Source organism: Streptomyces sp. ADI95-17, assembly GCF_003846175.1.
Classification (GTDB): Bacteria; Actinomycetota; Actinomycetes; order Streptomycetales; family Streptomycetaceae; genus Streptomyces; species Streptomyces sanglieri.
On record NZ_ML123049.1, the window covers coordinates 301185 to 325014 of the forward strand.

General features: G+C 72.1%; 19 protein-coding genes. 10 read left to right on the plus strand and 9 right to left on the minus strand.

Annotated features, from left to right (window positions below):
- Positions 1-114: 114 nt before the first annotated feature.
- From mmuM to EES42_RS28220, 6 genes are all read left to right on the plus strand, one after another.
- Complete coding sequence (gene mmuM / locus EES42_RS28195) at positions 115-1035, plus strand: homocysteine S-methyltransferase (protein ID WP_124721093.1); 921 nt, start codon at positions 115-117, stop codon at positions 1033-1035.
- A 103-nt stretch (positions 1036-1138) separates the two neighbouring features.
- Positions 1139-2638: a 3' terminal RNA ribose 2'-O-methyltransferase Hen1 gene (locus EES42_RS28200; RefSeq protein ID WP_124721094.1), complete on the plus strand. Its 1500-nt coding sequence runs from the start codon at positions 1139-1141 to the stop codon at positions 2636-2638.
- Entirely contained in the window at positions 2635-5199 is a 2565-nt protein-coding gene (locus EES42_RS28205) for a polynucleotide kinase-phosphatase (protein WP_124721095.1), read from the plus strand. Before EES42_RS28200 ends, EES42_RS28205 begins: the two co-directional genes overlap by 4 nt.
- Positions 5200-5353: 154 nt before the next feature.
- Positions 5354-6586: an arginine deiminase gene (locus EES42_RS28210; RefSeq protein ID WP_124721096.1), complete on the plus strand. Its 1233-nt coding sequence runs from the start codon at positions 5354-5356 to the stop codon at positions 6584-6586.
- A 112-nt stretch (positions 6587-6698) separates the two neighbouring features.
- On the plus strand, positions 6699-7715 hold the full coding sequence (gene argF, locus EES42_RS28215) for an ornithine carbamoyltransferase (protein WP_124721097.1): 1017 nt from the start codon (positions 6699-6701) through the stop codon (positions 7713-7715).
- A 178-nt stretch (positions 7716-7893) separates the two neighbouring features.
- Positions 7894-9336: an amino acid permease gene (locus EES42_RS28220; protein WP_124721098.1), complete on the plus strand. Its 1443-nt coding sequence runs from the start codon at positions 7894-7896 to the stop codon at positions 9334-9336.
- 50 nt (positions 9337-9386) lie between these two features.
- Here EES42_RS28220 and EES42_RS28225 read toward each other — a convergent pair whose 3' ends face one another.
- Positions 9387-9818, minus strand: a complete 432-nt coding sequence (locus EES42_RS28225) for an ATP-binding protein (protein WP_124721099.1) — start codon at positions 9816-9818, stop codon at positions 9387-9389.
- A gap of 257 nt (positions 9819-10075) precedes the next feature.
- On the opposite strand from EES42_RS28225, the gene EES42_RS28230 reads away from it, so the two are divergent.
- Positions 10076-10903, plus strand: a complete 828-nt coding sequence (locus EES42_RS28230) for an enoyl-CoA hydratase family protein (protein ID WP_124721100.1) — start codon at positions 10076-10078, stop codon at positions 10901-10903.
- Positions 10904-10994: 91 nt separating this feature from the next.
- Positions 10995-13265: a bifunctional salicylyl-CoA 5-hydroxylase/oxidoreductase gene (locus EES42_RS28235; RefSeq protein ID WP_241196678.1), complete on the plus strand. Its 2271-nt coding sequence runs from the start codon at positions 10995-10997 to the stop codon at positions 13263-13265.
- On the opposite strand, the gene EES42_RS28240 is transcribed toward EES42_RS28235, so the two are convergent.
- The 3 genes from EES42_RS28240 to EES42_RS28250 all read right to left on the minus strand — a co-directional run bounded on the left by EES42_RS28240 (position 13252) and on the right by EES42_RS28250 (position 16172).
- Positions 13252-13683, minus strand: a complete 432-nt coding sequence (locus EES42_RS28240) for a hypothetical protein (protein WP_124721102.1) — start codon at positions 13681-13683, stop codon at positions 13252-13254. The genes EES42_RS28235 and EES42_RS28240 overlap by 14 nt on opposite strands.
- Positions 13680-14501 carry a GNAT family N-acetyltransferase gene (locus tag EES42_RS28245; RefSeq protein ID WP_124721103.1) on the minus strand — a complete coding sequence of 274 codons (822 nt, stop codon included), beginning with the start codon at positions 14499-14501 and terminating at the stop codon, positions 13680-13682. Before EES42_RS28245 ends, EES42_RS28240 begins: the two co-directional genes overlap by 4 nt.
- A 69-nt stretch (positions 14502-14570) precedes the next feature.
- The gene (locus tag EES42_RS28250) at positions 14571-16172 is read right to left on the minus strand and encodes an AMP-binding protein (protein WP_124721104.1); all 1602 of its coding nucleotides are present in this window, start codon (positions 16170-16172) and stop codon (positions 14571-14573) included.
- Positions 16173-16370: 198 nt separating this feature from the next.
- Between EES42_RS28250 and EES42_RS28255 the strand changes: the two genes are divergently transcribed.
- Together EES42_RS28255 and EES42_RS28260 are read left to right on the plus strand one after the other, a co-directional pair.
- Positions 16371-17498 (plus strand): acyl-CoA dehydrogenase family protein, encoded by a 1128-nt coding sequence (locus EES42_RS28255; RefSeq protein ID WP_124721105.1) that lies wholly within the window; start codon positions 16371-16373, stop codon positions 17496-17498.
- Positions 17495-17896, plus strand: a complete 402-nt coding sequence (locus EES42_RS28260; RefSeq protein WP_124721106.1) for a RidA family protein — start codon at positions 17495-17497, stop codon at positions 17894-17896. The genes EES42_RS28255 and EES42_RS28260 overlap by 4 nt, the downstream gene beginning before the upstream one ends.
- A gap of 62 nt (positions 17897-17958) precedes the next feature.
- Here EES42_RS28260 and EES42_RS28265 read toward each other — a convergent pair whose 3' ends face one another.
- Genes EES42_RS28265 through EES42_RS28285 form a run of 5 tightly spaced genes read right to left on the minus strand, consistent with a single transcriptional unit; the run spans position 17959 to position 23607 of the window.
- Positions 17959-19092, minus strand: coding sequence for an FAD-dependent monooxygenase (locus EES42_RS28265; protein WP_124721107.1), 1134 nt, complete (start codon positions 19090-19092; stop codon positions 17959-17961).
- Between the two features lie 53 nt (positions 19093-19145).
- Positions 19146-19715: a GTP-binding protein gene (locus EES42_RS28270; RefSeq protein ID WP_124721108.1), complete on the minus strand. Its 570-nt coding sequence runs from the start codon at positions 19713-19715 to the stop codon at positions 19146-19148.
- A 6-nt stretch (positions 19716-19721) separates the two neighbouring features.
- Positions 19722-20126, minus strand: coding sequence for a DUF742 domain-containing protein (locus EES42_RS28275; RefSeq protein ID WP_124721109.1), 405 nt, complete (start codon positions 20124-20126; stop codon positions 19722-19724).
- Positions 20123-20560 (minus strand): roadblock/LC7 domain-containing protein, encoded by a 438-nt coding sequence (locus tag EES42_RS28280; RefSeq protein WP_124721110.1) that lies wholly within the window; start codon positions 20558-20560, stop codon positions 20123-20125. The genes EES42_RS28275 and EES42_RS28280 overlap by 4 nt, the downstream gene beginning before the upstream one ends.
- Positions 20557-23607, minus strand: a complete 3051-nt coding sequence (locus tag EES42_RS28285; protein WP_241196629.1) for a sensor histidine kinase — start codon at positions 23605-23607, stop codon at positions 20557-20559. Before EES42_RS28285 ends, EES42_RS28280 begins: the two co-directional genes overlap by 4 nt.
- Positions 23608-23830 lie beyond the last annotated feature (223 nt).

The following is a 23830-nucleotide window of genomic DNA, read 5'->3' on the forward strand; positions in this document are numbered from 1 at the left end:
GCCGGTACGTCTGTCGATACGCCGGCTGATGCGCCTGTCGGTACGTCTGTCGATGCGCCGGCCGGTGCGCCTGTCGGTACGTCTGTCGATGCGCCGGCCGGTGCGCCCGGTGGTGTGCCCGTCCGTACGCTCGCGCGGGCTCTCGCGACGGGGCCGGTCCTGCTGGACGGGGGCCTGTCCAACCAACTGGAGGCGCAGGGCTGCGACCTGTCCGACGCCCTGTGGTCTGCCCGCCTGCTGACCGACGGGCCCGGACAGATCGAGGCGGCGCACACCGCCTATGTGCGTGCGGGTGCACAGGTGCTCATCACCTCCGGCTACCAGGCGACCTTCGAGGGGTTCGCGCGGCGGGGGATCGGACGGGCGGAGGCGGCCGGGCTGTTCGCCCGCAGCGTCCGGCTGGCGCGGCGGGCCGCCGGTGCGGTGGAGCGGGACGTCTGGGTCGCCGCCTCGGTCGGCCCGTACGGGGCGATGCTGGCGGACGGCAGCGAGTACCGGGGCCGGTACGGGCTCACCGGCCGGGAGCTGGAGCGCTTCCACCGGCCCCGGATCGAGGCGCTGTCCGCCGCCGGGCCCGATGTGCTGGCGCTGGAGACGGTGCCGGACGTCGACGAGGCCGAGGCGTTGCTGCGGGCGGTCGAGGGGTGCGGGCTGCCGGTCTGGCTCTCGTACAGCGTGGCGGGCGACCGCACCCGGGCGGGCCAGCCGTTGGAGACGGCCTTCGGGCTGGTCCGGGGGCACGACGAGGTGGTGGCCGTGGGGGTGAACTGCTGCGATCCGGCGGATGCCGGCCGGGCGGTGCGGGTGGCCGCCGAGGTGACCGGGAAGCCGGTCGTGGTCTACCCGAACAGCGGCGAGCGGTGGGACGCGGGGGGCCGGGGATGGGTCGGTGCCCCCACGTTCGAACCGGGCGGGGCAAGGGCCTGGCTGGACGCCGGGGCCCGGCTGATCGGCGGCTGCTGCCGGGTCGGCCCGGACACCGTCGCGGAACTGGCCGGGCTGCTCGGCACGACGGCGGCCGAAGGGCCCATGTAGTGCGCGACGGGCGTGGCAGCGCACCGCGGCGCTTGTCGGGGTGATGGCTCGGACATGCGAAAATACCTGGTGGGGGCGTGTGGAACGGACCATACTCGGACGTGTGTTCCTGACAATCAGCACGACCGGCGACCCGGGACGTCCGGCGACCGACCTCGGCTTTCTGCTGCACAAGCACCCCGAGAAGGCGCAGACGTTCTCCACCTCACACGGCACCGCGCATGTCTTCTACCCCGAGGCATCCGCCGAGCGCTGCACCGCGGCGCTCCTGCTGGAGGTGGACCCCGTGGCGTTGGTGCGCCGCGGCAAGGGCAAGGGCAGGGGAGGCGCTCCCGACGCGGCGCTCGCGCAGTACGTCAACGACCGCCCGTACGCGGCCTCCTCGCTGCTGTCCGTCGCCATGAGCGCGGTCTTCAAGTCCGCGCTGAACGGGGTGTGCCGTGCGCTGCCCGAGCGCGTACAGGCGCCGATGCCGTTGCGGATCGAGGTGCCCGCGCTCCCGGCCCGGGGTGGTGCGGAGCTGGTGCGCAAGCTCTTCGGGCCGCTCGGCTGGACGAGCGTGGACGCCGTGGCCGTACCGCTGGACGAGCAGTTCCCGGAGTGGGGGGACTCCCGGTACGTACGGCTGGTCCTCGAAGGCGAGCTGCGGCTGGCGGACGCCCTGCGCCAGCTGTACGTGCTGCTGCCGGTGCTGGACGACGCCAAGCACTACTGGGTCGCACCGGACGAGGTGGACAAGCTGCTGCGCGCGGGCGAGGGCTGGCTCGCCACCCACCCCGAGCAGAAGCTGATCACCAGCCGCTATCTGTCCCGGCGCTGGGGGCTGACCCGGCAGGCGATGCAGCAGCTCGAACTGGTACGGCTCGCCGAGTCGGACGACCTCGACGTCGAAAGCATCGACAACGCCGTGGACGAGACGACCGACACCGAGGAGAAGCCGGTCCCGCTGGCCGAGCAGCGCCGCGCCGCCGTCCTCGAAGCGCTGCGGGCCGCCGGCGCGAGTCGGGTCCTCGACCTGGGCTGCGGCCAGGGCCAGTTGGTGCAGGCGCTCCTCAAGGACGTGGCCTTCACCGAGATCGTCGGCGTCGACGTCTCCATGCGCGCCCTCACCATCGCGTCACGGCGGCTGAAGCTGGACCGGATGGGCGAGCGGCAGGCGGCCAGGGTCACCCTCCGGCAGGGCTCCCTCACCTACACCGACAAGCAGCTCAAGGGGTACGACGCGGCCGTGCTCAGCGAGGTCATCGAACACCTCGACCTGCCGCGACTGCCCGCGCTGGAGTACGCGGTGTTCGGCTCGGCCCGTCCGCGGACCGTGCTCGTGACCACGCCGAACGTCGAGTACAACGTCCGCTGGGAGACCCTGCCCGCCGGACACGTGCGCCACGGCGACCACCGGTTCGAATGGACCAGGGACGAATTCCGCGGCTGGGCCCGGGAAGTGGCGCAGCGGCACGGGTACGGAGTCGACTTCGTACCCGTGGGGACGGACGACCCCGAGGTGGGACCGCCCACACAGATGGCCGTGTTCACCATGACCACGGCCGACGGGACCGCGAAGCAGAGCGGGAACCGGACCGAGAAGGAGGCGAATGCCGCATGACCAGTACCGCACGCACGCTGCCGGTGACCGACCTCTCCCTCGTGGTCCTCATCGGGGCCAGCGGCTCCGGCAAGTCCACCTTCGCCCGCAAGCACTTCAAGCCCACCGAGATCGTCTCCTCGGACTTCTGCCGCGGCCTGGTCGCCGACGACGAGAACGACCAGAGCGCCAGCCGGGACGCCTTCGACGTACTGCACTACATCGTGGGCAAGCGGCTGGCGGCCGGGCGGCTGACCGTCGTGGACGCCACCAGCGTCCAGTCCGAGAGCCGCAAGCAGCTCGTCCAGCTGGCCAGGAGCCATGACGTGCTGCCCATCGCGATCGTCCTCGACCTGCCCGAGGAGGTCTGCATCGCGCGCAACGCGGCCCGCCCCGACCGCGCCGACATGCCGCGCCACGTCATCCAGCGCCACCGTCGCGAACTGCGCCGTTCACTGCGGGGCCTGGAGCGCGAGGGCTTCCGCAAGGTGCACATCCTGCGCACCGAGGAGGAGGCGGACCGGGCCGAAGTGGTGCTGGAGCGCCGCTACAACGACCTGCGCCACCTCACCGGCCCCTTCGACATCATCGGCGACATCCACGGCTGCAGCTCCGAGCTGGAGTCCCTGCTCGGCAAGCTCGGCTACGTCGACGGCACGCACCCCGAAGGGCGTACGGCGGTCTTCGTCGGCGACCTCGTGGACCGCGGCCCCGACAGCCCCGGAGTGCTGCGCCGCGTCATGGCCATGGTGGCGGCGGGCGACGCCCTGTGCGTACCGGGCAACCACGAGAACAAGCTGGGCCGTTACCTCAAGGGCCGCAACGTCCAGCACACCCACGGACTCGCCGAGACCATCGAGCAGCTGGAGAGGGAGGACGGGAAGGACCCGGCCTTCCGCGAGCGGGTACGGGAGTTCATCGACGGGCTCGTCAGCCACTACGTGCTCGACGACGGCAAGCTCGTCGTCTGCCACGCCGGGCTGCCCGAGAAGTACCACGGCCGCACCTCCGGACGGGTCCGTTCGCACGCCCTGTACGGGGACACCACCGGTGAGACCGACGAGTTCGGCCTGCCCGTGCGCTACCCCTGGGCGGAGGAGTACCGGGGCAGCGCCGCCGTGGTCTACGGCCACACCCCGGTGCCCAACACCTCCTGGATCAACAACACCATCTGCCTGGACACCGGAGCGGTCTTCGGCGGGAAGATGACCGCGCTGCGCTGGCCGGAGCGCGAGCTCGTCGACGTACCGGCCGAGCAGGTCTGGTACGAGCCGGCCAAGCCGCTGGCCACGGAGGCGCCCGGCGGCCGGGAGGGACGGCCGCTGGACCTTGCCGATGTGCAGGGCCGGCGGGTCGTCGAGACCCGGCACATGGGCCGCATCGCGGTCCGCGAGGAGAACGCAGCCGCCGCGCTCGAAGTCATGAGCCGGTTCGCCGTCGACCCCCAGCTGCTCGGCTACCTCCCGCCGACCATGGCGCCGACCGCCACCTCGCGCGAGGACGGCTATCTGGAGCACCCGGCCGAGGCCTTCGCGCAGTACCGGGCCGACGGTGTCACCAAGGTCGTGTGCGAGGAGAAGCACATGGGATCGCGTGCGGTGGTGCTGGTCTGCCGGGACGCGGCCGCCGCCCGTGAGCGGTTCGGCGTCGGCGGTACCCCGGGCGCCGCGGGCGGTCCGACCGGGGCGCTGTACACCCGTACCGGACGGCCGTTCCTCGACGACGCCGCGCTCACCGAGGTGATCCTCGGCAGGCTGCGCACCGCCGTCACCGCCGCCGGACTGTGGGAGGAGTGGGGCACCGACTGGGTGCTGCTCGACGCCGAGCTGATGCCCTGGTCCCTCAAGGCGGCCGGGCTGCTGCGCTCCCAGTACGCCGCGGTCGGTGCCGCGTCCGGCGCCGTCCTCCCGGAGGCCAACGCGGCCCTCGCGGCGGCGGCCGCCCGCGGTGTGGACGTCGGTCCGCTCGCGGAGCGCCAGCGGGGCCGGGCCGAGGACGCCACCGCGTTCACCGAGGCGTACCGCCGGTACTGCTGGTCCACCCAGGGCCTGGACGGGGTGCGGCTCGCGCCGTTCCAGATCCTCGCCGTGCAGGGCCGCTCGCTGGCCTCCGTACCGCACGACGAGCAGCTGGCCTGGCTCGACCGGCTGGTCGAGCACGACCCGACGGGGCTCCTCCAGGTCACCCGCCGGCTCGTCGTCGACACCGGGGACGAGGCATCGGTGCGCGCCGGGGTCGACTGGTGGCTGGAGATGACCGGCCGCGGCGGCGAGGGCATGGTCGTCAAGCCGCTCGCCGCGCTCGTACGGGACGGCAAGGGGCGGCTGGTCCAGCCGGGCATCAAGGTGCGCGGCCGGGAGTACCTCCGGATCATCTACGGCCCTGAGTACACCCGCCCGGAGAACCTGGAGCGGCTGCGCGACAGGTTCCTCGGCCACAAGCGCTCGCTGGCGCTGAGGGAGTACGCGCTGGGGCTCGAAGCGCTGGACCGGCTGGCCGACGGGGAGCCGCTGTGGCGGGTCCACGAGGCGGTGTTCGCGGTGCTGGCCCTGGAGTCGGAGCCGGTCGACCCGCGCCTGTGAGGCGCGTCGCGGCAGGCGGCGGAGCGTCGCCGACGGGTCCCACGGAGGCGTCGGTGGGTTTTCCGGAGTGATCCGGAGCGATCCGGAGTGATCAACGGAAAACCCACTGGCGATTCGCAGGGTTCACCGGCCCGCGCACGGTGAGGATGGAGACATGGGATTCCACGTCGACTCCGAGGCCGGGCGGCTGCGCCGCGTCATCCTGCACCGCCCGGATCTGGAACTGAAGCGGCTCACCCCCAGCAACAAGGACGCGCTCCTCTTCGACGACGTGCTCTGGGTCCGCCGGGCCCGCCAGGAGCACGACGGCTTCGCGGACGTGCTGCGCGACCGCGGTGTGGAGGTGCACCTCTTCGGCGATCTGCTCCGTGAGTCGCTGGACATCCCGGTGGCCAGACGGCTCGTCCTGGACCGGGTCTTCGAGGAGAAGGAGTACGGACCGCTCGCCACCGAGCATCTGCGGGCCGCCTTCGAGGAGCTGCCCAGCGCGGAGCTGGCCGACGCGCTCGTCGGCGGCATGACCAAGCGGGAGTTCCTGGCGGGCAACAGTGAGCCGACCTCCGTCCGCTTCCACGTCATGGACCTGGACGACTTCCTGCTGGACCCGCTGCCGAACCACCTCTTCACCCGGGACACCTCGGCCTGGATATACGACGGGGTGTCCATCAACGCGATGCGCTGGCCTGCCCGGCAGCGCGAGACCGTCCACTTCGAGGCGATCTACCGCCACCACCCCCTGTTCACCGGCCCCGAGGCGGGCGCCTTCCACCACTGGTCCCAGGGGCAGGACGACTACCCGTCCACCATCGAGGGCGGCGACGTCCTGGTCATCGGCCACGGCGCCGTCCTCATCGGGATGAGCGAGCGCACCACCCCGCAGGCGGTGGAGATGCTGGCCCGCGGCCTGTTCGACGCCGGCTCGGCCCATACGATCGTGGCGCTCGACATGCCCAAGCGCCGGGCGTTCATGCACCTCGACACAGTGATGACGATGGTCGACGGCGACACCTTCACCAAGTACGCCGGGCTGGGCATGCTCCGCTCGTACACCATCGAGCCCGGCGCGGGGCCCAGGGACCTCAAGGTCACCGACCATCCGCCCGAGCACATGCACCAGGCGATCGCGCACGCCCTGGGACTGGACTCGATCCGGGTCCTCACCGCCACCCAGGACGTGCACGCCGCCGAGCGCGAGCAGTGGGACGACGGCTGCAATGTGCTGGCCGTCGAGCCGGGCGTCGTCGTCGCGTACGAGCGCAACGCCACCACCAACACCTTCCTGCGCAAGGAAGGCATCGAGGTCATCGAGATCCGCGGCAGTGAACTCGGCCGGGGCAGGGGCGGCCCCCGTTGCATGAGCTGCCCGGTGGTGCGCGACCCGGTGTAGGGGCGTGAGGGGCACGGGACTGCGGCGGGCGCTCCGTATAGCGATGCAGAGTGTCGTATAGACTTCCAGGGTTACCGTACGCGCGATCGCCGCCCGACCCAGGAGCTGTCCCATGGCCATAGACCTCGCAGGCCGCCACTTCCTCAAGGAGCTGGACTTCACGGCCGAGGAGTTCCGCGGCCTGATCGAGCTCGCGGCCGAGCTCAAGAGCGCCAAGAAGTCGGGGACCGAGGCGCAGCGGCTGCGCGGCAGGAACATCGCGCTGATCTTCGAGAAGACCTCGACCCGGACCCGCTGCGCCTTCGAGGTGGCCGCCGCCGACCAGGGCGCGTCGACGACCTATCTGGACCCCTCCGGTTCCCAGCTGGGGCACAAGGAATCGGTGAAGGACACGGCCCGCGTCCTCGGCCGGATGTTCGACGGCATCGAGTACCGCGGTGACAGCCAGGCGGCCGTGGAGGAGCTGGCCGCCCACGGCGGCGTGCCGGTGTTCAACGGGCTGACCGACGACTGGCACCCGACCCAGATGCTCGCCGACGTCCTCACCATGACCGAGCACAGCGACAAGCCGCTGGAGCGGATCGCCTTCGCCTACCTCGGCGACGCCCGCTTCAACATGGGCAACTCCTACCTGATCACCGGCGCCCTGCTCGGCATGGACGTACGGATCGTCGCGCCGAAGGCGTACTGGCCCACCGAGGAGATCGTCGCCGAGGCCCACCGGCTGGCCGGCGGGAGCGGCGCGACCGTCACCCTCACCGAGGACGTCGCCGAGGGCGTCAGGGGCGCCGACTTCGTCGCCACCGACGTCTGGGTCTCCATGGGCGAGCCCAAGGAGGTCTGGGCCGAGCGCATCGAGGCCCTGGCGCCGTACAGCGTGACCATGGACGTGCTCCGCGCCACCGGCAACGCCGACGTGAAGTTCCTGCACTGCCTCCCGGCCTACCACGACCTCGGCACCGGGGTCGGGCGGCAGATCGAGGCCGATTACGGGCTGACGGAGCTGGAGGTCACCGACGAGGTCTTCGAGTCCGCGCACTCGGTCGTCTTCGACGAGGCGGAGAACCGGATGCACACGATCAAGGCCGTTCTGGTGGCGACCCTGGCGGCCCCGGCGGTCGACGGCTGAGCAACTGCATGGCCATGCGCCCGATTGGGTGAACATGCGCGAAGGCGACTAATATGTCGCTTCCTGGTGGGGTTCGAGCTCGCACGCTCGAACCCCATTTTTCTGTGTGTCACCGGAGCCCCCACAGCCCCCTGACCCACACCCCCCACATGCTCCACCAGAGAAGAGACCATCCCCCGTGAGTCCGCTGCGCCCACCGAGCCCCTCGCACCCGTCCGGGCCGCGCATCAAGAATCCCCACCAGCTGATCGCCGAGTCCGGCGCCGACCTGGAGGGGCACGGCCTCAAGCGCACCATGGGGCTCTTCCAGCTGGTGTGCTTCGGTGTCGGCGCCGTCGTCGGGACCGGCATCTTCGTCGGCCTGTCCGACTCCGTCGCCGAGGCGGGCCCCGCGGTCGTGCTCTCCTTCGTGCTGGCCGCGATCACCTGCATCTTCACCGCCTTCTCCTTCGCCGAGCTGGGCAGCGCCATCCCGGTCTCCGGCAGCTCCTACTCCTTCGCCTACGCGACCCTCGGCGAACGCGTCGCGTTCCTCGTCGGCTGGTGTCTGCTGCTGGAGTACGGCGTCTCGGTCTCCGCGGTCGCCGTCGGGTGGAGCCAGTACGTCAACGAGCTGCTGGACAGCCTGTTCGGCGCGCAGCTGCCGGCCGCGCTCTCGGCGGGGCCCGGCGACGGCGGGGTGATCAATCTGCCCGCCGTGCTGGTGGTCATGATGGCCGCGACCCTGCTGGTGCGCGGTGTCCGGGAGAGCGCCGGGGCCACCGCCGCGATGGCGATCCTCAAGATCACCATCCTGATCCTGTTCTGCGTCATCGCCTTCACGGCCTTCGAGCGCGGAAACCTCGCGCCGTTCTTCGCCCACGGTGCGGGCGGGGTCACCGCCGGCGCGTCGCTGGCCTTCTTCTCGTACATCGGCTTCGACGCCATCACCACCGCGGGCGAAGAGGTCAAGAACCCGAGGCGGAACATCCCGATCGCGATCATGGTCTGCATCGGTCTGGTCACCCTGCTCTACTGCGCGGTCGCGCTCGCCGCCATCGGCGCGCTGGGGCCGAAGGCCGTCGCCGACCGGCCGGCGGCGCTCTCGATCGTCGTCGACCAGGTCACCGACTCGACCGTGGGCGGCGGAGTCATCGCCTTCGGCGCGGTCGTCGCGATCGCCTCGGTCGTGCTCGCGGTGATGTACGGGCAGACCCGCATCCTGATGTCGATGTCCCGGGACGGGCTGATCCCGCGGGTCTTCGAGCGGGTCTCGCCGCGCACGGCGACGCCGGTCGCCAACACCTGGATCGTGGCGGTCGTCTTCGCGGTCCCGGCGGCCTTCGCCTCGCTCGACGTGGTGGTGAACCTGACGACCATCGGCACGCTGGCCACCATGGTCGCGGTGAACATCGCGGTGATCGTGCTGCGGCGCCGCAATCCGGAGGTGCGGGGCTCGTTCCGGGTACCGCTCTATCCGCTGAGCCCGCTCCTGGGCGTCGGCTTCTGCGTGTACCTGATGTACGGGACGGGCTGGCGGACCTGGATCCAGTTCGCGGTCTTCCTGATGGCCGGCGCGGCGGTGTACGCCTTCTACGGCCGCAGCCGTTCCCGGCTGGCCGGCGTCGGCGCGACCGGCTGAGGCCGCGGCGGGCCGGGGCCTTCGGCTTCAGGCCGGCTCCGGGGCGGCGCTCAGCTCTGAGGCGTGAGGGACGGCAGCGTGAACCACACCGCCTTGCCGTGCTCCGTCGTGCGGTGTCCGCAGGACGAGCTGAGCGTACGGATCAGCAGCAGGCCCCGGCCGTGTTCCTGCCAGGGGTCCGGCTCGCTGTCGGGCCGGGGGAAGGACAGGCCGCCCGGCGGGGCGGGATCGCGGTCGTGCACCTCGACCTGGCAGCCGGTCGGCAGGAGCTCCACCACCAGCTCGATGGGCTCGTCGCTCCGGGTGTGCTCGACCGCGTTGGCGACCAGCTCCGCGGTGAGGAGCTCGGCGGTGTCGGTGTCGGCCGGCGCGTCGATGTCCGCGAGTGCGGTACGGATCAGGGCGCGGGCGATCGGTACGGCCGCGGTCGAATGCGGCAGCGCGATCCGCCAGGAGGCGGGGAAGGGGACATCGGTGGGCACGGCATGGTTTCCGTTCCGGGGTTCGGGGTCAGGTGCGGTCGCCCGCGTGGGGTGCGGGACTCTCTGGCGGTCAAGACTTCTCGGTTTCAACCTTACGAACCGCAACGACACAGACAAGGGACTGCCGACCGGTATCAAAGGGACGTTGGCCACTGGGTCCTCACGTTCCGCATATCGCGTGCTCGTGACGGAAGTCACGTACGAGTGATAAGTTCGGGGGCAGGTAGCAGCCCGACGGCTGAAGGGGAGCCCCCTCCATGAGCCCGTTTCCCAGCTCCGCCCCGCACACGGACGACTGGCGCCATCTGCGGCTGACGACGGACGACGGGGTTGCCACCGTCACGCTCGCCCGGCCCGAGAAACTCAACGCGCTCACCTTCGGCGCCTATGCCGACCTGCGCGATCTGCTCGCCGAACTCTCCCGCGAACGCAGCGTGCGCGCTCTGGTGCTCGCGGGGGAAGGCCGCGGATTCTGCTCCGGCGGAGACGTCGACGACATCATCGGCGCGACGCTCGCCATGGACACCGCCCAGCTCCTCGATTTCAACCGCATGACCGGGCAGGTGGTGCGGGCCCTCCGTGAGACCCCCTTCCCCGTCATCGCCGCCGTACACGGGGTGGCCGCGGGCGCGGGGGCGGTTCTCGCGCTGGCCGCCGACTTCCGGATCGCCGATCCGTCGGCCCGGTTCGCCTTCCTCTTCACCAAGGTCGGCCTCTCCGGCGGCGACATGGGCGCCGCCTACCTGCTGCCACGTGTCGTCGGCCTCGGCCATGCCACCCGGCTGCTGATGCTCGGCGAACCGGTCCGGGCACCCGAAGCGGAACGCATCGGTCTGATCAGCGAGCTGACCGAAGAGGGCCACGCGGACGTACGGGCGGCGGCGCTCGCCCGCCGCCTCGCCGACGGACCCGCCCTCGCCCTCGCCCAGACCAAGGCACTGCTCACCGCCGAACTCGACATGCCGCTCGCCGCCGCGGTCGAGATGGACGCCGCCACCCAGGCCCTGCTGATGCACGGCGACGACTACGCGGAATTCCATGCCGCCTTCACCGAGAAGCGGCCCCCGAAGTGGCGGGGCAGGTAGCGCGATGCCCTCCGACGCGGCAACAGCCGAAGCGGCAGCAGCCGTCGCGGCCCGGACGGACGCGGCAGCGGCCGACGCGGCCCGGACCGGCGTGCGGCGCATCGCGGTCATCGGCGGCGGCCCCGGCGGGCTCTACGCCGCGGCCCTGCTCAAGCGGCTCGACCCGGAGCGCGAGATCACCGTCTGGGAGCGCAACGCCCCCGAGGACACCTTCGGCTTCGGCGTCGTCCTCTCCGACGAGACCCTCGGCGGCATCGAGCATGCCGACCCCGTCGTGTACCGGGCCCTCGGGGACGAATTCGTCCGGTGGGACGACATCGACATCGTCCACCGGGGCGTCACCCAGACGTCCGGCGGCCACGGCTTCGCCGCGCTGGGCCGGCGCAGGCTGCTGCGGATACTGCAGGAGCGCTGCGAATCCCTCGGCGTACGCCTCCGCTTCCGCACCGAGGCCCCGCCCGCCGCCGAACTGGCCGCCACCCACGACCTGGTGATCGCCGCCGACGGGGTGCACAGCCTCACCCGCGCCGCCCACGCCGACACCTTCGGCCCCCGCCTCACCACCCACCGCTGCCGCTACATCTGGCTCGCCGCCGACTTCGCCCTCGACGCCTTCCGCTTCGAGACCGCCGAGACCGCCTACGGGGTGATGCAGCTGCACGGCTACCCCTTCTCGGCCGACGCCTCCACCGTCATCGTCGAGATGCGCGAGGAGGTCTGGCGGGCCGCCGGATTCGACACCTGCGAGGTCGAGCACTCCACGCTGCGCTGCGCCAAGATCTTCACCGAGGCGCTCGGCGGCCGGCCACTGCGTTCCAACAACTCCTCCTGGCTCACCTTCCGCACCGTCGTCAACGCCCACTGGTCGCACGGCAACACGGTCCTCATCGGCGACGCCGCCCACACCGCGCACTTCTCCATCGGCTCCGGCACCAAACTCGCCGTCGAGGACGCCCTGGCCCTCGCCGCCTGCATCGAGGAACAGCCCGACCTGCCGCGCGCCCTGTCCGCGTACGAGGCAGAGCGCCGCCCGGTCGTCGAATCGACCCAGCGGGCCGCCGCGGCCAGCCTGCGCTGGTTCGAGGAGCTCGCCACCTACGTCGACCAGCCGCCCCGCCAGTTCGCCTTCAACCTCCTCACCCGCAGCCGCCGCGTCACCCACGACAATCTGCGGCTGCGCGACGCCTCCTTCACCGCCGCCGCCGAGACGGAGTTCGGCTGCCCGCCGGGCATCCCGCCGATGTTCACCCCGCTGCGGCTGCGCGGCCTCGAACTCCGCAACCGCGTCGTCGTGTCACCCATGGACATGTACTCGGCCGTCGACGGCGTCCCCGGCGACTTCCACCTCGTCCACCTGGGCGCACGCGCGCTCGGCGGCGCCGGACTCGTCATGACGGAGATGGTGTGCGTCAGCGCCGAGGGCCGCATCACCCCCGGCTGCACCGGGCTCTACACCGCCGAACAGGCCGCCGCCTGGACCCGGATCACCGACTTCGTCCACACGGGGGCGCCCGGCACGGCCATCGGCGTGCAGCTCGGGCACTCCGGGCGCAAGGGCTCCACCAGGCTGATGTGGGAGGGCATCGACCAGCCCCTCGACCACGGCAACTGGCCGCTCACCGCCGCCTCCCCGATCCCGTACGCGGCCGGCGTCAGCCAGGTCCCGCACGCCCTGGACCGGTCCGGACTCGACGCAGTGCGCGAGCAGTTCGCGGCAGCGGCCCGGCGCGCCGACCACTGCGGCTTCGACCTGCTCGAACTGCACTGCGCCCACGGCTATCTGCTCTCCGGCTTCCTCTCGCCGCTCACCAACCACCGCACCGACGAGTACGGCGGACCGCTGAGCAACCGGCTCCGCTTCCCCCTCGAAGTCTTCGACGCGGTCCGCGCCGACTGGCCCGACGACCGGCCCATGACCGTCCGGATCTCCGCCACCGACTGGGCCGACGGCGGCACCACGGCCGAGGACGCCGTCGAGATCGCCCGTGCCTTCGTCGCCCACGGGGCCGACGCCATCGACGTCTCCACCGGCCAGGTCGTCCCCGACGAGCACCCCGAGTACGGCCGCTCCTACCAGACCCCGTACGCCGACCGGATCCGCAACACCCTGTGCGTGCCCGTCATCGCGGTCGGCGCGATCTCCTCCTGGGACGACGTCAACTCCCTGCTGCTCGCCGGCCGGGCCGACCTCTGCGCCCTGGCCCGCCCCCACCTCTACGACCCGCAGTGGACGCTGCACGCGGCGGCCGAGCAGGGCTACGAAGGGCCGGGCGCGCCCTGGCCGCTCCCGTACCGCGCGGGCAGCCGCACCCCGCCGACGGGCCGCACGGACGCGCCGAAGCCGCGGCTCACCCTGGAGTGACAAGCAGACACTCGTGGCACAGACACCCCGGCGGATGCGGGGCCGCGTGGTGCGCGTGCCGCTCCTCCCGGGCGATCCGCTCCAGCAGCGCGGCCAGCTCCGCGGCCTCCTCCCGCGTGCCGAAGCCCCCGCCGCCGCACCGCTTCAGCACCGCCGGGGTGTACACCAACCGCGCCCGGAAGGTGTGCAGATGACGGACCCCGGTGTCGATGGTGATCCAGTGACCGGTGTGCCGCCCGTGCCCCACCGTGGTCAGCTGCTGGTGCCCCATCCCCGGATAGGTGCCGACGACGTACACCTTCGCGCCACCCCGGTACGCCTTCGTGCCCGGCCGCAGCTCCTGGCCGAGATCCCCGTACCGCCGCCACAGCACCACGTTCGCGGCGACCAGCCAGACCGGCTCGGGCGTCCCGCTCACCGCTCCGCCACGCTGATCAGCAGCCGGTCCGAGACCGCCCGGTAGCCGATGCGCCGGTACACGCCGTTGCTGGTGGGGTTCGCGAGGTCGGTGAAGAGCAGCACCTCCCGCGCACCCGCCTCCCGCGCGGCCCGGCTGATCTCCGCCGTCACCGCGGCCGCGTAGCCCCGGCCACGGTGGACCGGCGGGGTGTAGACCGAGGAGACCCGGACCATGCCGGCGATCCGGCGCGAGACCCCCGCCATCGACACCGGGACGCCGTCGTGCTCCCAGAGCGTCAGCCCGTTGGAGGCGATGCGCTCGTCGACCAGCCGCTCGGCGTGGGTGCCGGGCTGGCCGGTCCCTTCGGCGAAGGCGCGGACCCAGCGCACCAGCAGCTCCCGGTCGGCGAGGGCCGCGGTCCTGGGCCGTCCCGGCGGGGCCGGTGAGGGCGGTATCAGCGTCGCCAGCCGGTAGAGCCGCTGTTCCTCGTCGACCCGGTGACCGGGCCAGCCGGCGGCGATCCGCTCGGCGGTGGCCCGGTCGGCGTTGATCCGGGTCAGCGGGAGCGCGGCGGCCAGCGGACCGACCGCGTCCGGGGCGACGGATCCCAGCAGGGGAGGGTGCGGCGGGGTCTGCACCAGCGTCCCCGCGACCTCGCCGTCCGCGCCGCGCCACCAGCCGAGCAGCGGGGCGGCGTCGCCGTAGGCGTGCGGGCCGTGGAGCCGCAGGGTCTCGGTGACGGTCAGGACCAGGGTGTTCTCGGCGGGGCGGGCGGCCAGCGAGGCGCCGGCCGCGTCGAGGAAGACATCGACGTCATCGGTGAAGGTCCAGGGCATGGTTCATACTGCCGGGTGCGCGGGGAGCGCGGCACCCGCATTTCCGGGCCGGTGTACGCGGCGCCCGGTTCAGCCCTCCCGCAGCCGGAAGCGCTGGAGCTTGCCGGTGGCGGTGCGGGGGAGGGCGGGCAGGAACTCGATGACGCGGGGGCACTTGTGCGGGGCCAGTTCGGTCTTCATGTACGCGCGCAGTTCGTCGGCCGCCGTCTCGGCGCCGTCGCGCAGCACCACGTACGCCACCACGATCTGGCCGCGCAGCTCGTCCGCCCGGCCCACCACCGCCGCCTCGGCCACCGACGGGTGGTGCAGCAGGGCGTCCTCGACCTCGGGGCCCGCGATGTTGTAGCCGGAAGAGATGATCATGTCGTCGGCGCGGGCCACGTAACGGAAGTAGCCGTCCGGATCGCGTACGTAGGTGTCCCCGGTGAGGTTCCAGCCGTGTGCCACGTAGTCCCGCTGGCGCTCGTCGGCGAGATAGCGGCAGCCGACCGGGCCGCGTACCGCGAGCAGTCCGGGCTCGCCGTCCGGCACCGGGCGGCCGTCCCGGTCCAGCACCCGGGCCTGCCAGCCGGGGACGGGGACTCCGGTGGTGCCGGGGCGGATCGCGTCGTCGGCGGCCGAGATGAAGATGTGCAGCAGCTCGGTGGCGCCGATGCCGTTGATGATGCGCAGCCCGGTCCGCTCGTGCCACGAACGCCAGGTGGCGACCGGGAGGTTCTCCCCGGCCGAGACGCAGCGCCGCAGCGCGCTGACGTCGTGGTGGTCCATGTGGTCGAGCATCACGCGGTAGGCCGTCGGCGCGGTGAACAGCACCGAGACGCGGTGGGCGGCCAGCGCGGGCAGCAACTGCGCCGGGCCGGACTGTTCGAGCAGCAGGGCACTGGCACCGGCCCGCAGCGGGAAGACCACCAGACCGCCTAGGCCGAAGGTGAAGCCGAGCGGCGGGCTGCCCGCGAACACGTCGTCGGGGGTGGGCCGCAGGACATGGGCCGAGAAGGTGTCGGCGATGGCGAGCACATCCCGGTGGAAGTGCATGCAGCCCTTCGGGCGTCCGGTGGTGCCCGAGGTGAACGCGATCAGCGCGACGTCGTCCGCCGCCGTCCGCACGGCCTCGTACGGCCCGGTCCTGGCCTCGGCCAGGCGCAGCAGATCGTCCGGGGCGTCACCTCCGTACGGTGTGATCCGCAGCCCCGGCACCTCGGCCTTCACCAGGTCGTCGACCGCCCGGGAGTCGCACAGCGCGTGACTCACCCGGGCGATGGAACAGATGGTGGAGAGTTCGGCGGACCGCTGCCGGTCCAGCACGGTGACGGCGATCGCGCCGGCCTTCAGCACCGCGAGCCAGCAGGCGGCCAGAAGAGGGGTGGTGGGGCCGCGCAGCAGCACCCGGTTGCCGGGCACGACCCCCAGGTCGGAGGTGAGGACATGGGCGATCCGGTCCACCCGCTCGCGCAGCTCCCGGTAGCTCCAGACCGTGCCGTCCGAGGTGCGGAAGGCGGGGCGGTCGGGGCCGAAGCGGTCGGCCGTACGGTCCAGCAGTTCCGCCGCGCAGTTGAGGCGGTCCGGGTACTGCAGCTCGGGAAGGCCGAAGAGCAGTTCCGGCCACTGGTCCTTCGGCGGCAGGTGCTCCCTGGCGAAGGTGTCGACGTGCGCTGAGGTCTTCGGGTCCATGACGGCTCGCCCCCTTGTCGCCTCTGGAGCGTATCGTTTGGGTGACGGTAGTCAACGGTCCGCGATAGAGCGGGTGGACGGGAAATCGGGCGGACGGGACGCGGGACATCGAACGGACGGGAGAACGGGCAGGAACACGGACGGGAAAAACGGGAACGAGAGACCGGGAAGACGAGACGCGACCAGAGAGGCGCCCGTATGACGGCATTCTCACTCGATCCGGCACAGACCGCCTGGTGTGAAGAGCTAAGAACCCTCGCCGAACAGCAACTGCGCCCCCTCGCGGAGAAGGGCGCCCCCGGCCACGTCAACCGCCCCCTGATCGCTGCACTGGGCGAGACGGGGCTGCTCGACCGGCTGCTGAGCTCGGGCGCCCTCGACCTCTGCCTGCTCCGCGAGTCCCTGGCCCGCGGCTGCACCGAGGCCGAGACCGCGCTCGCCCTCCAGGGCCTCGGCACCCACCCCCTGCTCCGGGCGGGCACCCCGGCCCACCGCGAACGCTGGCTCCCCGAGGTGCGGGCCGGCCGCGCCGTCGCCGCCTTCGCGCTCAGCGAACCGGGCGCGGGCTCCGACGCGGCGGCCCTCGCCCTGAGCGCCGCACCCACCCCCGGCGGCTGGCGGCTGACCGGCGAGAAGTGCTGGATCTCCAACGCCCCCGAGGCCGACTTCTACACCGTGTTCGCCCGCACGACCCCGGGCGCCGGCTCCCGGGGCGTCACCGCGTTCCTGGTCCCCGCCGACCGACCCGGACTCACCGGCACCGCCCTCGACATGCTCTCGCCGCACCCCATCGGGGCCCTGGCCTTCGACGGAGTCCCGGTCACCCCCGACGACGTGCTCGGCGAACCCGACCGGGGCTTCCGGGTCGCCATGGACACCCTCAACCTGTTCCGCCCCAGCGTCGGCGCGTTCGCCGTCGGCATGGCCCGCGCCGCCCTGGACGCCACAGTGGAACACACCGCCCACCGCACCGCGTTCGGCGGCCCGCTGAAGGACCTTCAGGCCGTCTCCCACCAGGTCGCCGAGATGGCCACCCGGACCGAGGCCGCCCGGCTCCTGGTGTTCGCGGCAGCCGCCGGATACGACGCGGGGGAATCCGGCGTGCCGCGCCGGGCCGCCATGGCGAAGCTGTACGCCACCGAGACCGCGCAGTACGTCGTCGACACCGCCGTCCAGCTGCACGGCGCCCGCGCCCTGCGCCGCGGCCACCTCCTGGAACACCTCTACCGGGAGGTCCGCGCGCCACGGATCTACGAGGGCGCCAGCGAGGTCCAGCGCACGATCATCGCCAAGGAGCTGTACGCGACCCGGGAGGCGTCCGCATGAGTCCGGTCCACCGGATCAACCCCGTCGACCTGTCACCGCCCACGGGCTTCTCGCACGCCGTTACGGCCACCGGCAGCCAACTCGTCTTCCTGGCCGGGCAGACCTCCCTCGACGAGGACGGCAAGATCGTCGGCGACGGCCTGCCCCAGCAGTTCGCCACCGCGCTCACCAATCTGCTCACCGCCCTGCGCGCGGCGGGCGGCGCCCCGGCGGACCTCGCCAGGGTCACCGTGTACGCCACCGATGTGGCCGACTACCGCGAACGGTCCGCCGAACTGGGCCGGATCTGGCGGCGGCTGGCGGGCCGCGACTACCCGGCGATGGCGGTCATCGGCGTGGCCAGGCTCTGGGACGAACAGGCCCTGGTCGAGATCGACGGGGTGGCGGTACTGCCCTGAACGCACCGTACGGGCCCGGTGATCCGGGCCCGTACGGGTTCAACGACGTGCATCGGCACCGGTCAGTACGGCTTCACCAGCACGTGCGCCGCGCCCGGGATGCCGACCTTCAGCAGATCGTCCTCCTCGGGCGTCGTCTCGTTGCCCGTCTCCTGCTTGAGCACCGCACGCGACATGGCCTGCACCCACATGGCCCGGGGGCGGCGGCGCGCCTCCCACGCTTCGAGAGCCGCGGCCACGTCGGACCCGTCGTCCAGCGACTCGGCGAGCACCAGCGCGTCCTCGACGGCCATCGCCGCGCCCTGCGCGATGTGCGGGGTCGAGGCGTGCGCGGCGTCACCGGCCAGGACCACCCGGCCGACGTGCCACGGCTCCTCGACCGTCACCTGGGAGATCCGCGAGTACACCACCGAGGCCGGGTCGGTGACGGTGGCGAGCGCCTCGGCGACCGGTCCGGAGAACATCGCGAGGCGCTCCGTGAGCTGCTCGTGGGCCCGCTCCGGGTCCGGCCGGAAGTCCTCGGACTCCGCGAACACCGCGCCCAGGTACATCAGTTCCTCGGTGATCGGGGTGAGCAGCGCCTTCGCGTCCTTGCCCGCGGTGCCCATCACCACGCCCCGCACCTGCGGCTGCCTGGGCACCGTCACCCGCCAGTTCGCGAAGCCGGTGTACTCGGGGGTGTAGCGGTCCCCGTAGAGCCGGGTGCGCAGCGGCGAACCGATGCCGTCGAAGCCGGCCACCAGGTCCCAGCGGCCCGAGGAGCCGTCGGACAGGGTGACGTCCACGCCGGAGCCGTCGTCGGTCAGCTCGGTGATGGTGGTGCCGAAGCGGATCTGCGCACCCGCGGCGACGGCGGCGGAGTTCAGCACCTGGGCCAGGGCGGGGCGCGGGATGCCGTTGTTGGAGGGGGCGTCGCCCATCCGCGGCTGGGGTATCTCGGCCAGAGTGTTGCCGGCCGGGTCGGCGATGGTCAGGATCTCCCACTCGAAGCCCGCCGCCAGGCAGTCGTCCAGGACCCCGATCTCCCGCATGACGTGGAGGGCGTTGGACGGCTGGATGATCCCGACGCCGAGCGCGTCCACCTCGTCGCGGAGCTCGGCGATCTCGACGGTGTGGCCGCGCCGGGCCAGTGCGGTGGCGAGCGTGAGCCCGCCGATGCCGCCGCCGTGAATCAGGACGCGCAGGGGTGTTGCCATCTCAGGTGTCTCCAGAGCGAGAAAGGTGCAGAGAGTTACGGGGGAGCGGACGGTCAGCCGGCCGCGACGGGCAGGCTCATCAGGTGGTCCACCAGAGCCAGCAGCACATCCCGGCCGAACGGCCGTTCGCGGACATCACCGATCAGCAGCGGCACGTGCGGGTCGAGGTCGAGGGCGGCCCTGATCTCGTCCGGCGTACGGGTGTTGTGGCCGTGGAAGCAGTTGATCGCCACCACGAACGGGATGTCCCGGCTCTCGTAGAAGTCGATCGAGGCGAAGCTCGTCTCCAGCCTGCGGGTGTCGGCGATCACCACGCCGCCGAGCGCCCCGTTGACCAGGTCGTTCCACATGAACCAGAAGCGTTCCTGGCCCGGGGTGCCGAAGAGGTAGACCACCAGCTCGGGACTGACCGTGATACGGCCGAAGTCCAGCGCCACGGTGGTGGTGTCCTTCTGGCCGACACCGGCCAGGTCGTCGACCCCGATGCTGGCCTTGGTGAGGTACTCCTCGGTGCGCAGCGGTGCGACCTCGCTGACCGCGCCCACCAGGGTGGTCTTGCCGACGCCGAAGCCTCCGGCGATGAGTATCTTGACGGCGGCGGGGGCCGCCTGACTGCTTGTCATCTTGGTTCAGAGTCTCCGGAGTCCGTCTCGAACGGCGGCCAGCAGGCCCATGTCGCGGCCACCGGCCACCCGCGCCACCGAGAGCGGGGCGCGGGCGAGCAGCAGGCCCTGGGCGACGAGGTCGGCCAGCAGGATCTTGGTCACCGACACCGGGAGGCCGAGGTCGGAGGCGACTTCGGCGACCGCGGCCGGGCGGCGGCAGCGGTCCAGGATCATCCGGTGCTCCGGCTGGAGCCGTCCGGGCCGCACCGGCGCACCGTGCTCGTCCCGGGGGTCCTGCGCGGTAGTGAGCACGGTGATCAGGCTGAAGTCGTCCCGCTCGGGAGCGGTCCGGCCCCGGGTGATGGTGTACGGGCGCACCATCGTGCCCGCCCCGTCCTCCTCGGCCTCGTCCTCCCAGTGCGGGGTCACGCGCGCTGCCCGTCCCCGGTACCGAAGGCGTCGAACTCGCCGCGGGCCGGCGTGGTGAGCTTCTGGCCGACCTGCTGCACCAGGTTGTGCATGGCGAGCGACATGATCTCGGCGTCCACCTCCTGGGAGGCGATCACGGCCAGGTGGGTGCCCTGGGCGGCCGCGATGATGAAGAGCCAGAGGTCGTTCAGCTCGACGATGACCTGGTGCACGCCGCCGCCGTTGAAGAGCTGGCCGACGCCGCGGGCCAGGCTCTGCTGGCCGGTGCAGATGGCGGCCAGCCGCTCGGCGTCGGCGCGGTCGATGGTGCGCGAGTGGCTCACCACGAGCCCGTCGTCGGACAGCAGGACTGCGTTCTGGGTCTCGGCCACCGAGTCCACCAGGCCGTCGAGCAGCCAGTCGAGATCCTGGTGGGTGGCGGTTGTGCGTGTCATGGCCGTTCTTCTCTCGTGGGGAGCGGGATGGCTGGCGGTGCAGGCTGCTTCGGCGTCTCGTCGGTCGCGCGGGCGGCGCGGGACCGGCGCTGGAACGCCCCGATCGCGGCGCCGGCCCGGCGCGGCGCCGGCCGCGGCTGCGGGTTCTCGGACGGGCTCGGCGGCCGCGGTGCGGCGGGCCGGGAGGCCGCCGGGTCGAGCCGCAGCTCGTCGGCCAGGCTGGCCTGCCGTACCCGGCGCGGCAACGGGGGTTCCGTACCGGGCGCGGGAAGGGCGGGCCGGTCGGATCCGTGCCCCGCGTCCTGGGCGCGGACGGCCGCGACGTCCGGCGGGGCCGGGTGGTCGGGCTCCGGAACCGGCAGCCGGGCGGGCCGGCCGCTCTCCGGCTCGGACTGCCGGGGCGCGGGAATCGCGAGGGGCGCGCGGCCCGTCCCGGGGGCGGTGGAGTACGGAGCCGCGTACGGCTGCGGAGCCGCGTACGGTTCGGCGGGCGCCGCGAACGGCGGCCGGTCGCCGGGGAATTCGCCCTGGGATGCCGGGTACGAGGGCTGGTCGCCGGGGAATTCGCCCTGGGGCGCCGGGTAGGACGGCCGGTCACCCGGGAACTCGCCCTGGGGCGCCGGGTAGGACGGCCGGTCACCCGGGAACTCGCCTTCGGGCGCCGGGTACGGCGGCTGGTCCACCGGGTACTGGCCGGCGGCCGTCATGTACGGCTGTTCGGCCTGGCCGTACGGGTTCTCCTGCGTGGCGTACGGCGCGGCCGGCGCGGCGTACGGCTGCTCCGGCTCCGGTTGCGGCCGGTACGGCTCCTGCTCCGGGGCCGGGTAGGGCTGTTCGGCGGCCGGGTACGGCTGCTCGGTGGTGGTGTACGGGGCGCCCGCCGTGTGCAGCGCGGTGACCCCGGCCAGCGCCTGGCCCTGTACGCGGGTGGGCAGCGCGCCATCGGCCGCGGGGGCCGAAGGGGCCGCGGGAGCGGCGGCGGGGGCGTCGGCCGCGGGGGCCGGCACGCCGACCGGACCGGTCCGCGGTTTGGGGACGGTCAGCTCGTCGGGGACGAGCAGGACCACGCGGGTACCGCCGTACGCGGAGGAGCGGAACTCCACCCGCAGGCCGTGCTGGTCCGCGAGGCGCGCGATCACGTACAGACCGAGACGGATGTCGTCGGAGTGGGCGAGCACGTCCATCCGGGGCGGCCGGACCATCAGTTCGTTGGCCGCCGCCAACTGGTCCTCCTCCATCCCGAGTCCGCGGTCCTCGACCTCGATGGCCAGACCCCGGCTCACCTTCGCGGCCCTGACCTCGACCGGGCTCGGCGGCCGGGAGAAGCTGAGCGCGTTCTCGATCAGCTCGGCGAGCACGTGGGAGACCGGGCCCACGGCCCGCTCCGACAGCCACGGGCTGCCGTCCAGGTCCAGCACCACGCGGCGGTAGTCCTGCACCTCGCCCTGGGCGGAACGCATCACGTCCAGCAGCGGAACCGGCTTGCGCCAGCGCCGGTGCGGGGAACCGCCCGCGAGGATCACCAGGTTCTCCTCGTACCGCCGCAGTCGGGCCGTGAGGTGGTCCAGGTCGAAGAGACCGTCCAGCACCTCGGGGTCCTCGTGCTTGCGCTCCAGCTCGTCCAGCTTCTTCAGCTGCTGGCCGATCAACTGCTGGGTACGGCGGGCGATGCGCTGGAGCAGCCGCTCGAAGCCCCGGTGCTGGTCGGCCTGTTTGACGGCCGCCGCCAGCGCACTGGTGCGCGCCAGGTTGAGCGCGTCGCCGAGCTGGGTCAGCTCGTCGCTCCGGCTGCCCTTGCTGTCGGACTCGATGGCCCGCGCCTCGGCCTCGACATCGATCCGCTCGCCCTGGGCGAGCCGCTCGACGACGTCCGGCAGGGCCTTCTCCAGCTCCTCGGCCCGCTCCTGGAGGCCGCTGATCCGGCGGCGGAGGTTGCGGGTGAGGCGCCAGGTGGTCCAGATGACCGCGATCACGGCCACCAGGCCGACGACCGTGGTCAGCACCATCTTGAACAGCAGCGACATGACGCTGCCCTTGCCCTCCTCGACCACACTGGCGGTGCGGCGCTCAAGGAGCTTCTCGATCTGTGGGCCGAGCTCGTCCATCGCCCCGCGCCAGGTCTTCTCCCGGGCACCGAGGTCGACGAACCCGTCCGCGTCGGCCTTGGCCGGGCGCAGCACGTCGCTCTCCACCTGCGTCTTGGCCTTCCAGGCGGCACTGTGGGTGATCTCCTCCCACATGGCCTTGTCGTCCGGGGGCAGTTGGGGAACGACCTTGGTGGAGTACTGGAGTTCCTGGCCGGAAACAGCCTCCCGGACCTGCTTCAGGTCCTCGGTGCTCAGCTTCCCCTCGGGCCAGCCGCGCGCCAGCAGGGCGTCCGAGCGGGAGATCATCTCCTTGGTCCAGAACAGGTCCACCAGCGGCTGCGAGAGCGTGGTGATCCGGCCGTTGTCGACATGGCTGAGCGCCGCGAAGAGCTGGAGGTCGACCGCGATCAGGTCCGTGTAGTAGCCGTACACGGCCTTCTGCTGGTCGTTGCCGCCGTCGTCGACGAGGGCGCGCTGGGCCGGCAGCTGGTTGATGGCCGCGCGGGCCCTGCCGACCGCGTCGCGGACCTCGGCGGGCGCGTCGTCGGTCGCCACGTCGGAGAGCGTCTGGAAGCTCTTGACGGCTTCGTCGGTCAGCTTGCGCTGCTGCCGGAGCTCTTCGGTGGCGCCCTTGTGCCGGGCGAGCGCCTCGGCGCTGAGCCGGCGCTCCGCCTGGAGGTTGTAGTACACGATGTTGGACGGCTGGCCGGCCTTCTGCGCCAGCTGCCCCTGAGCGGCCTGGCGTTGGAAGTCCAGCAGGGTCTGACCACTGGTGACGGCCCAGAGGGCGGCCAGTGCGACGCCGGGAACGATGGCCAGAACGAGCAGGGCTGTCCGCAGCGACATGGTGGTCGATTCGGTCCGCCGTGAGGCGCGCGTGCGCAGGGCGTGCTCCTTGATGATGCCAGCCTCGGGACTGGTCAAATCCGTTGAGAACTTCGACAGATAGATATTAGTCACAGTGAAAAAATGAAAAGAAAGCGGGCTCACAGGTGCATCACTGATCACGCACATCTCCACCACCGTGCTCCGGACGGGCCGGTTCGCCCCGGTCCGAGCAGCGGGCCGGGAGGTCCGGGCGAACTCACCGCGCGGCGACGGGCGCGGCGCGCCGTACGGGTGAGGTGCGGTCGGGGATATATCTGTATTGGGTGCTATTTGCCCGTTATGTATCGCCCACGCC

Bases quoted from the DNA above. Each gene is read 5' to 3' on its own strand.
- EES42_RS28205 (WP_124721095.1), top strand. From the start codon at position 2,635: ATGACCAGTACCGCACGCACGCTGCCGGTGACCGACCTCTCCCTCGTG.
- EES42_RS28210 (WP_124721096.1), top strand. From the start codon at position 5,354: ATGGGATTCCACGTCGACTCCGAGGCCGGGCGGCTGCGCCGCGTCATC.
- argF (WP_124721097.1), top strand. From the start codon at position 6,699: ATGGCCATAGACCTCGCAGGCCGCCACTTCCTCAAGGAGCTGGACTTC.
- EES42_RS28230 (WP_124721100.1), top strand. From the start codon at position 10,076: ATGAGCCCGTTTCCCAGCTCCGCCCCGCACACGGACGACTGGCGCCAT.
- EES42_RS28245 (WP_124721103.1), bottom strand. From the start codon at position 14,501: ATGCCCTGGACCTTCACCGATGACGTCGATGTCTTCCTCGACGCGGCC.
- EES42_RS28250 (WP_124721104.1), bottom strand. From the start codon at position 16,172: ATGGACCCGAAGACCTCAGCGCACGTCGACACCTTCGCCAGGGAGCAC.
- EES42_RS28255 (WP_124721105.1), top strand. From the start codon at position 16,371: ATGACGGCATTCTCACTCGATCCGGCACAGACCGCCTGGTGTGAAGAG.
- EES42_RS28260 (WP_124721106.1), top strand. From the start codon at position 17,495: ATGAGTCCGGTCCACCGGATCAACCCCGTCGACCTGTCACCGCCCACG.
- EES42_RS28265 (WP_124721107.1), bottom strand. From the start codon at position 19,092: ATGGCAACACCCCTGCGCGTCCTGATTCACGGCGGCGGCATCGGCGGG.
- EES42_RS28270 (WP_124721108.1), bottom strand. From the start codon at position 19,715: ATGACAAGCAGTCAGGCGGCCCCCGCCGCCGTCAAGATACTCATCGCC.
- EES42_RS28280 (WP_124721110.1), bottom strand. From the start codon at position 20,560: ATGACACGCACAACCGCCACCCACCAGGATCTCGACTGGCTGCTCGAC.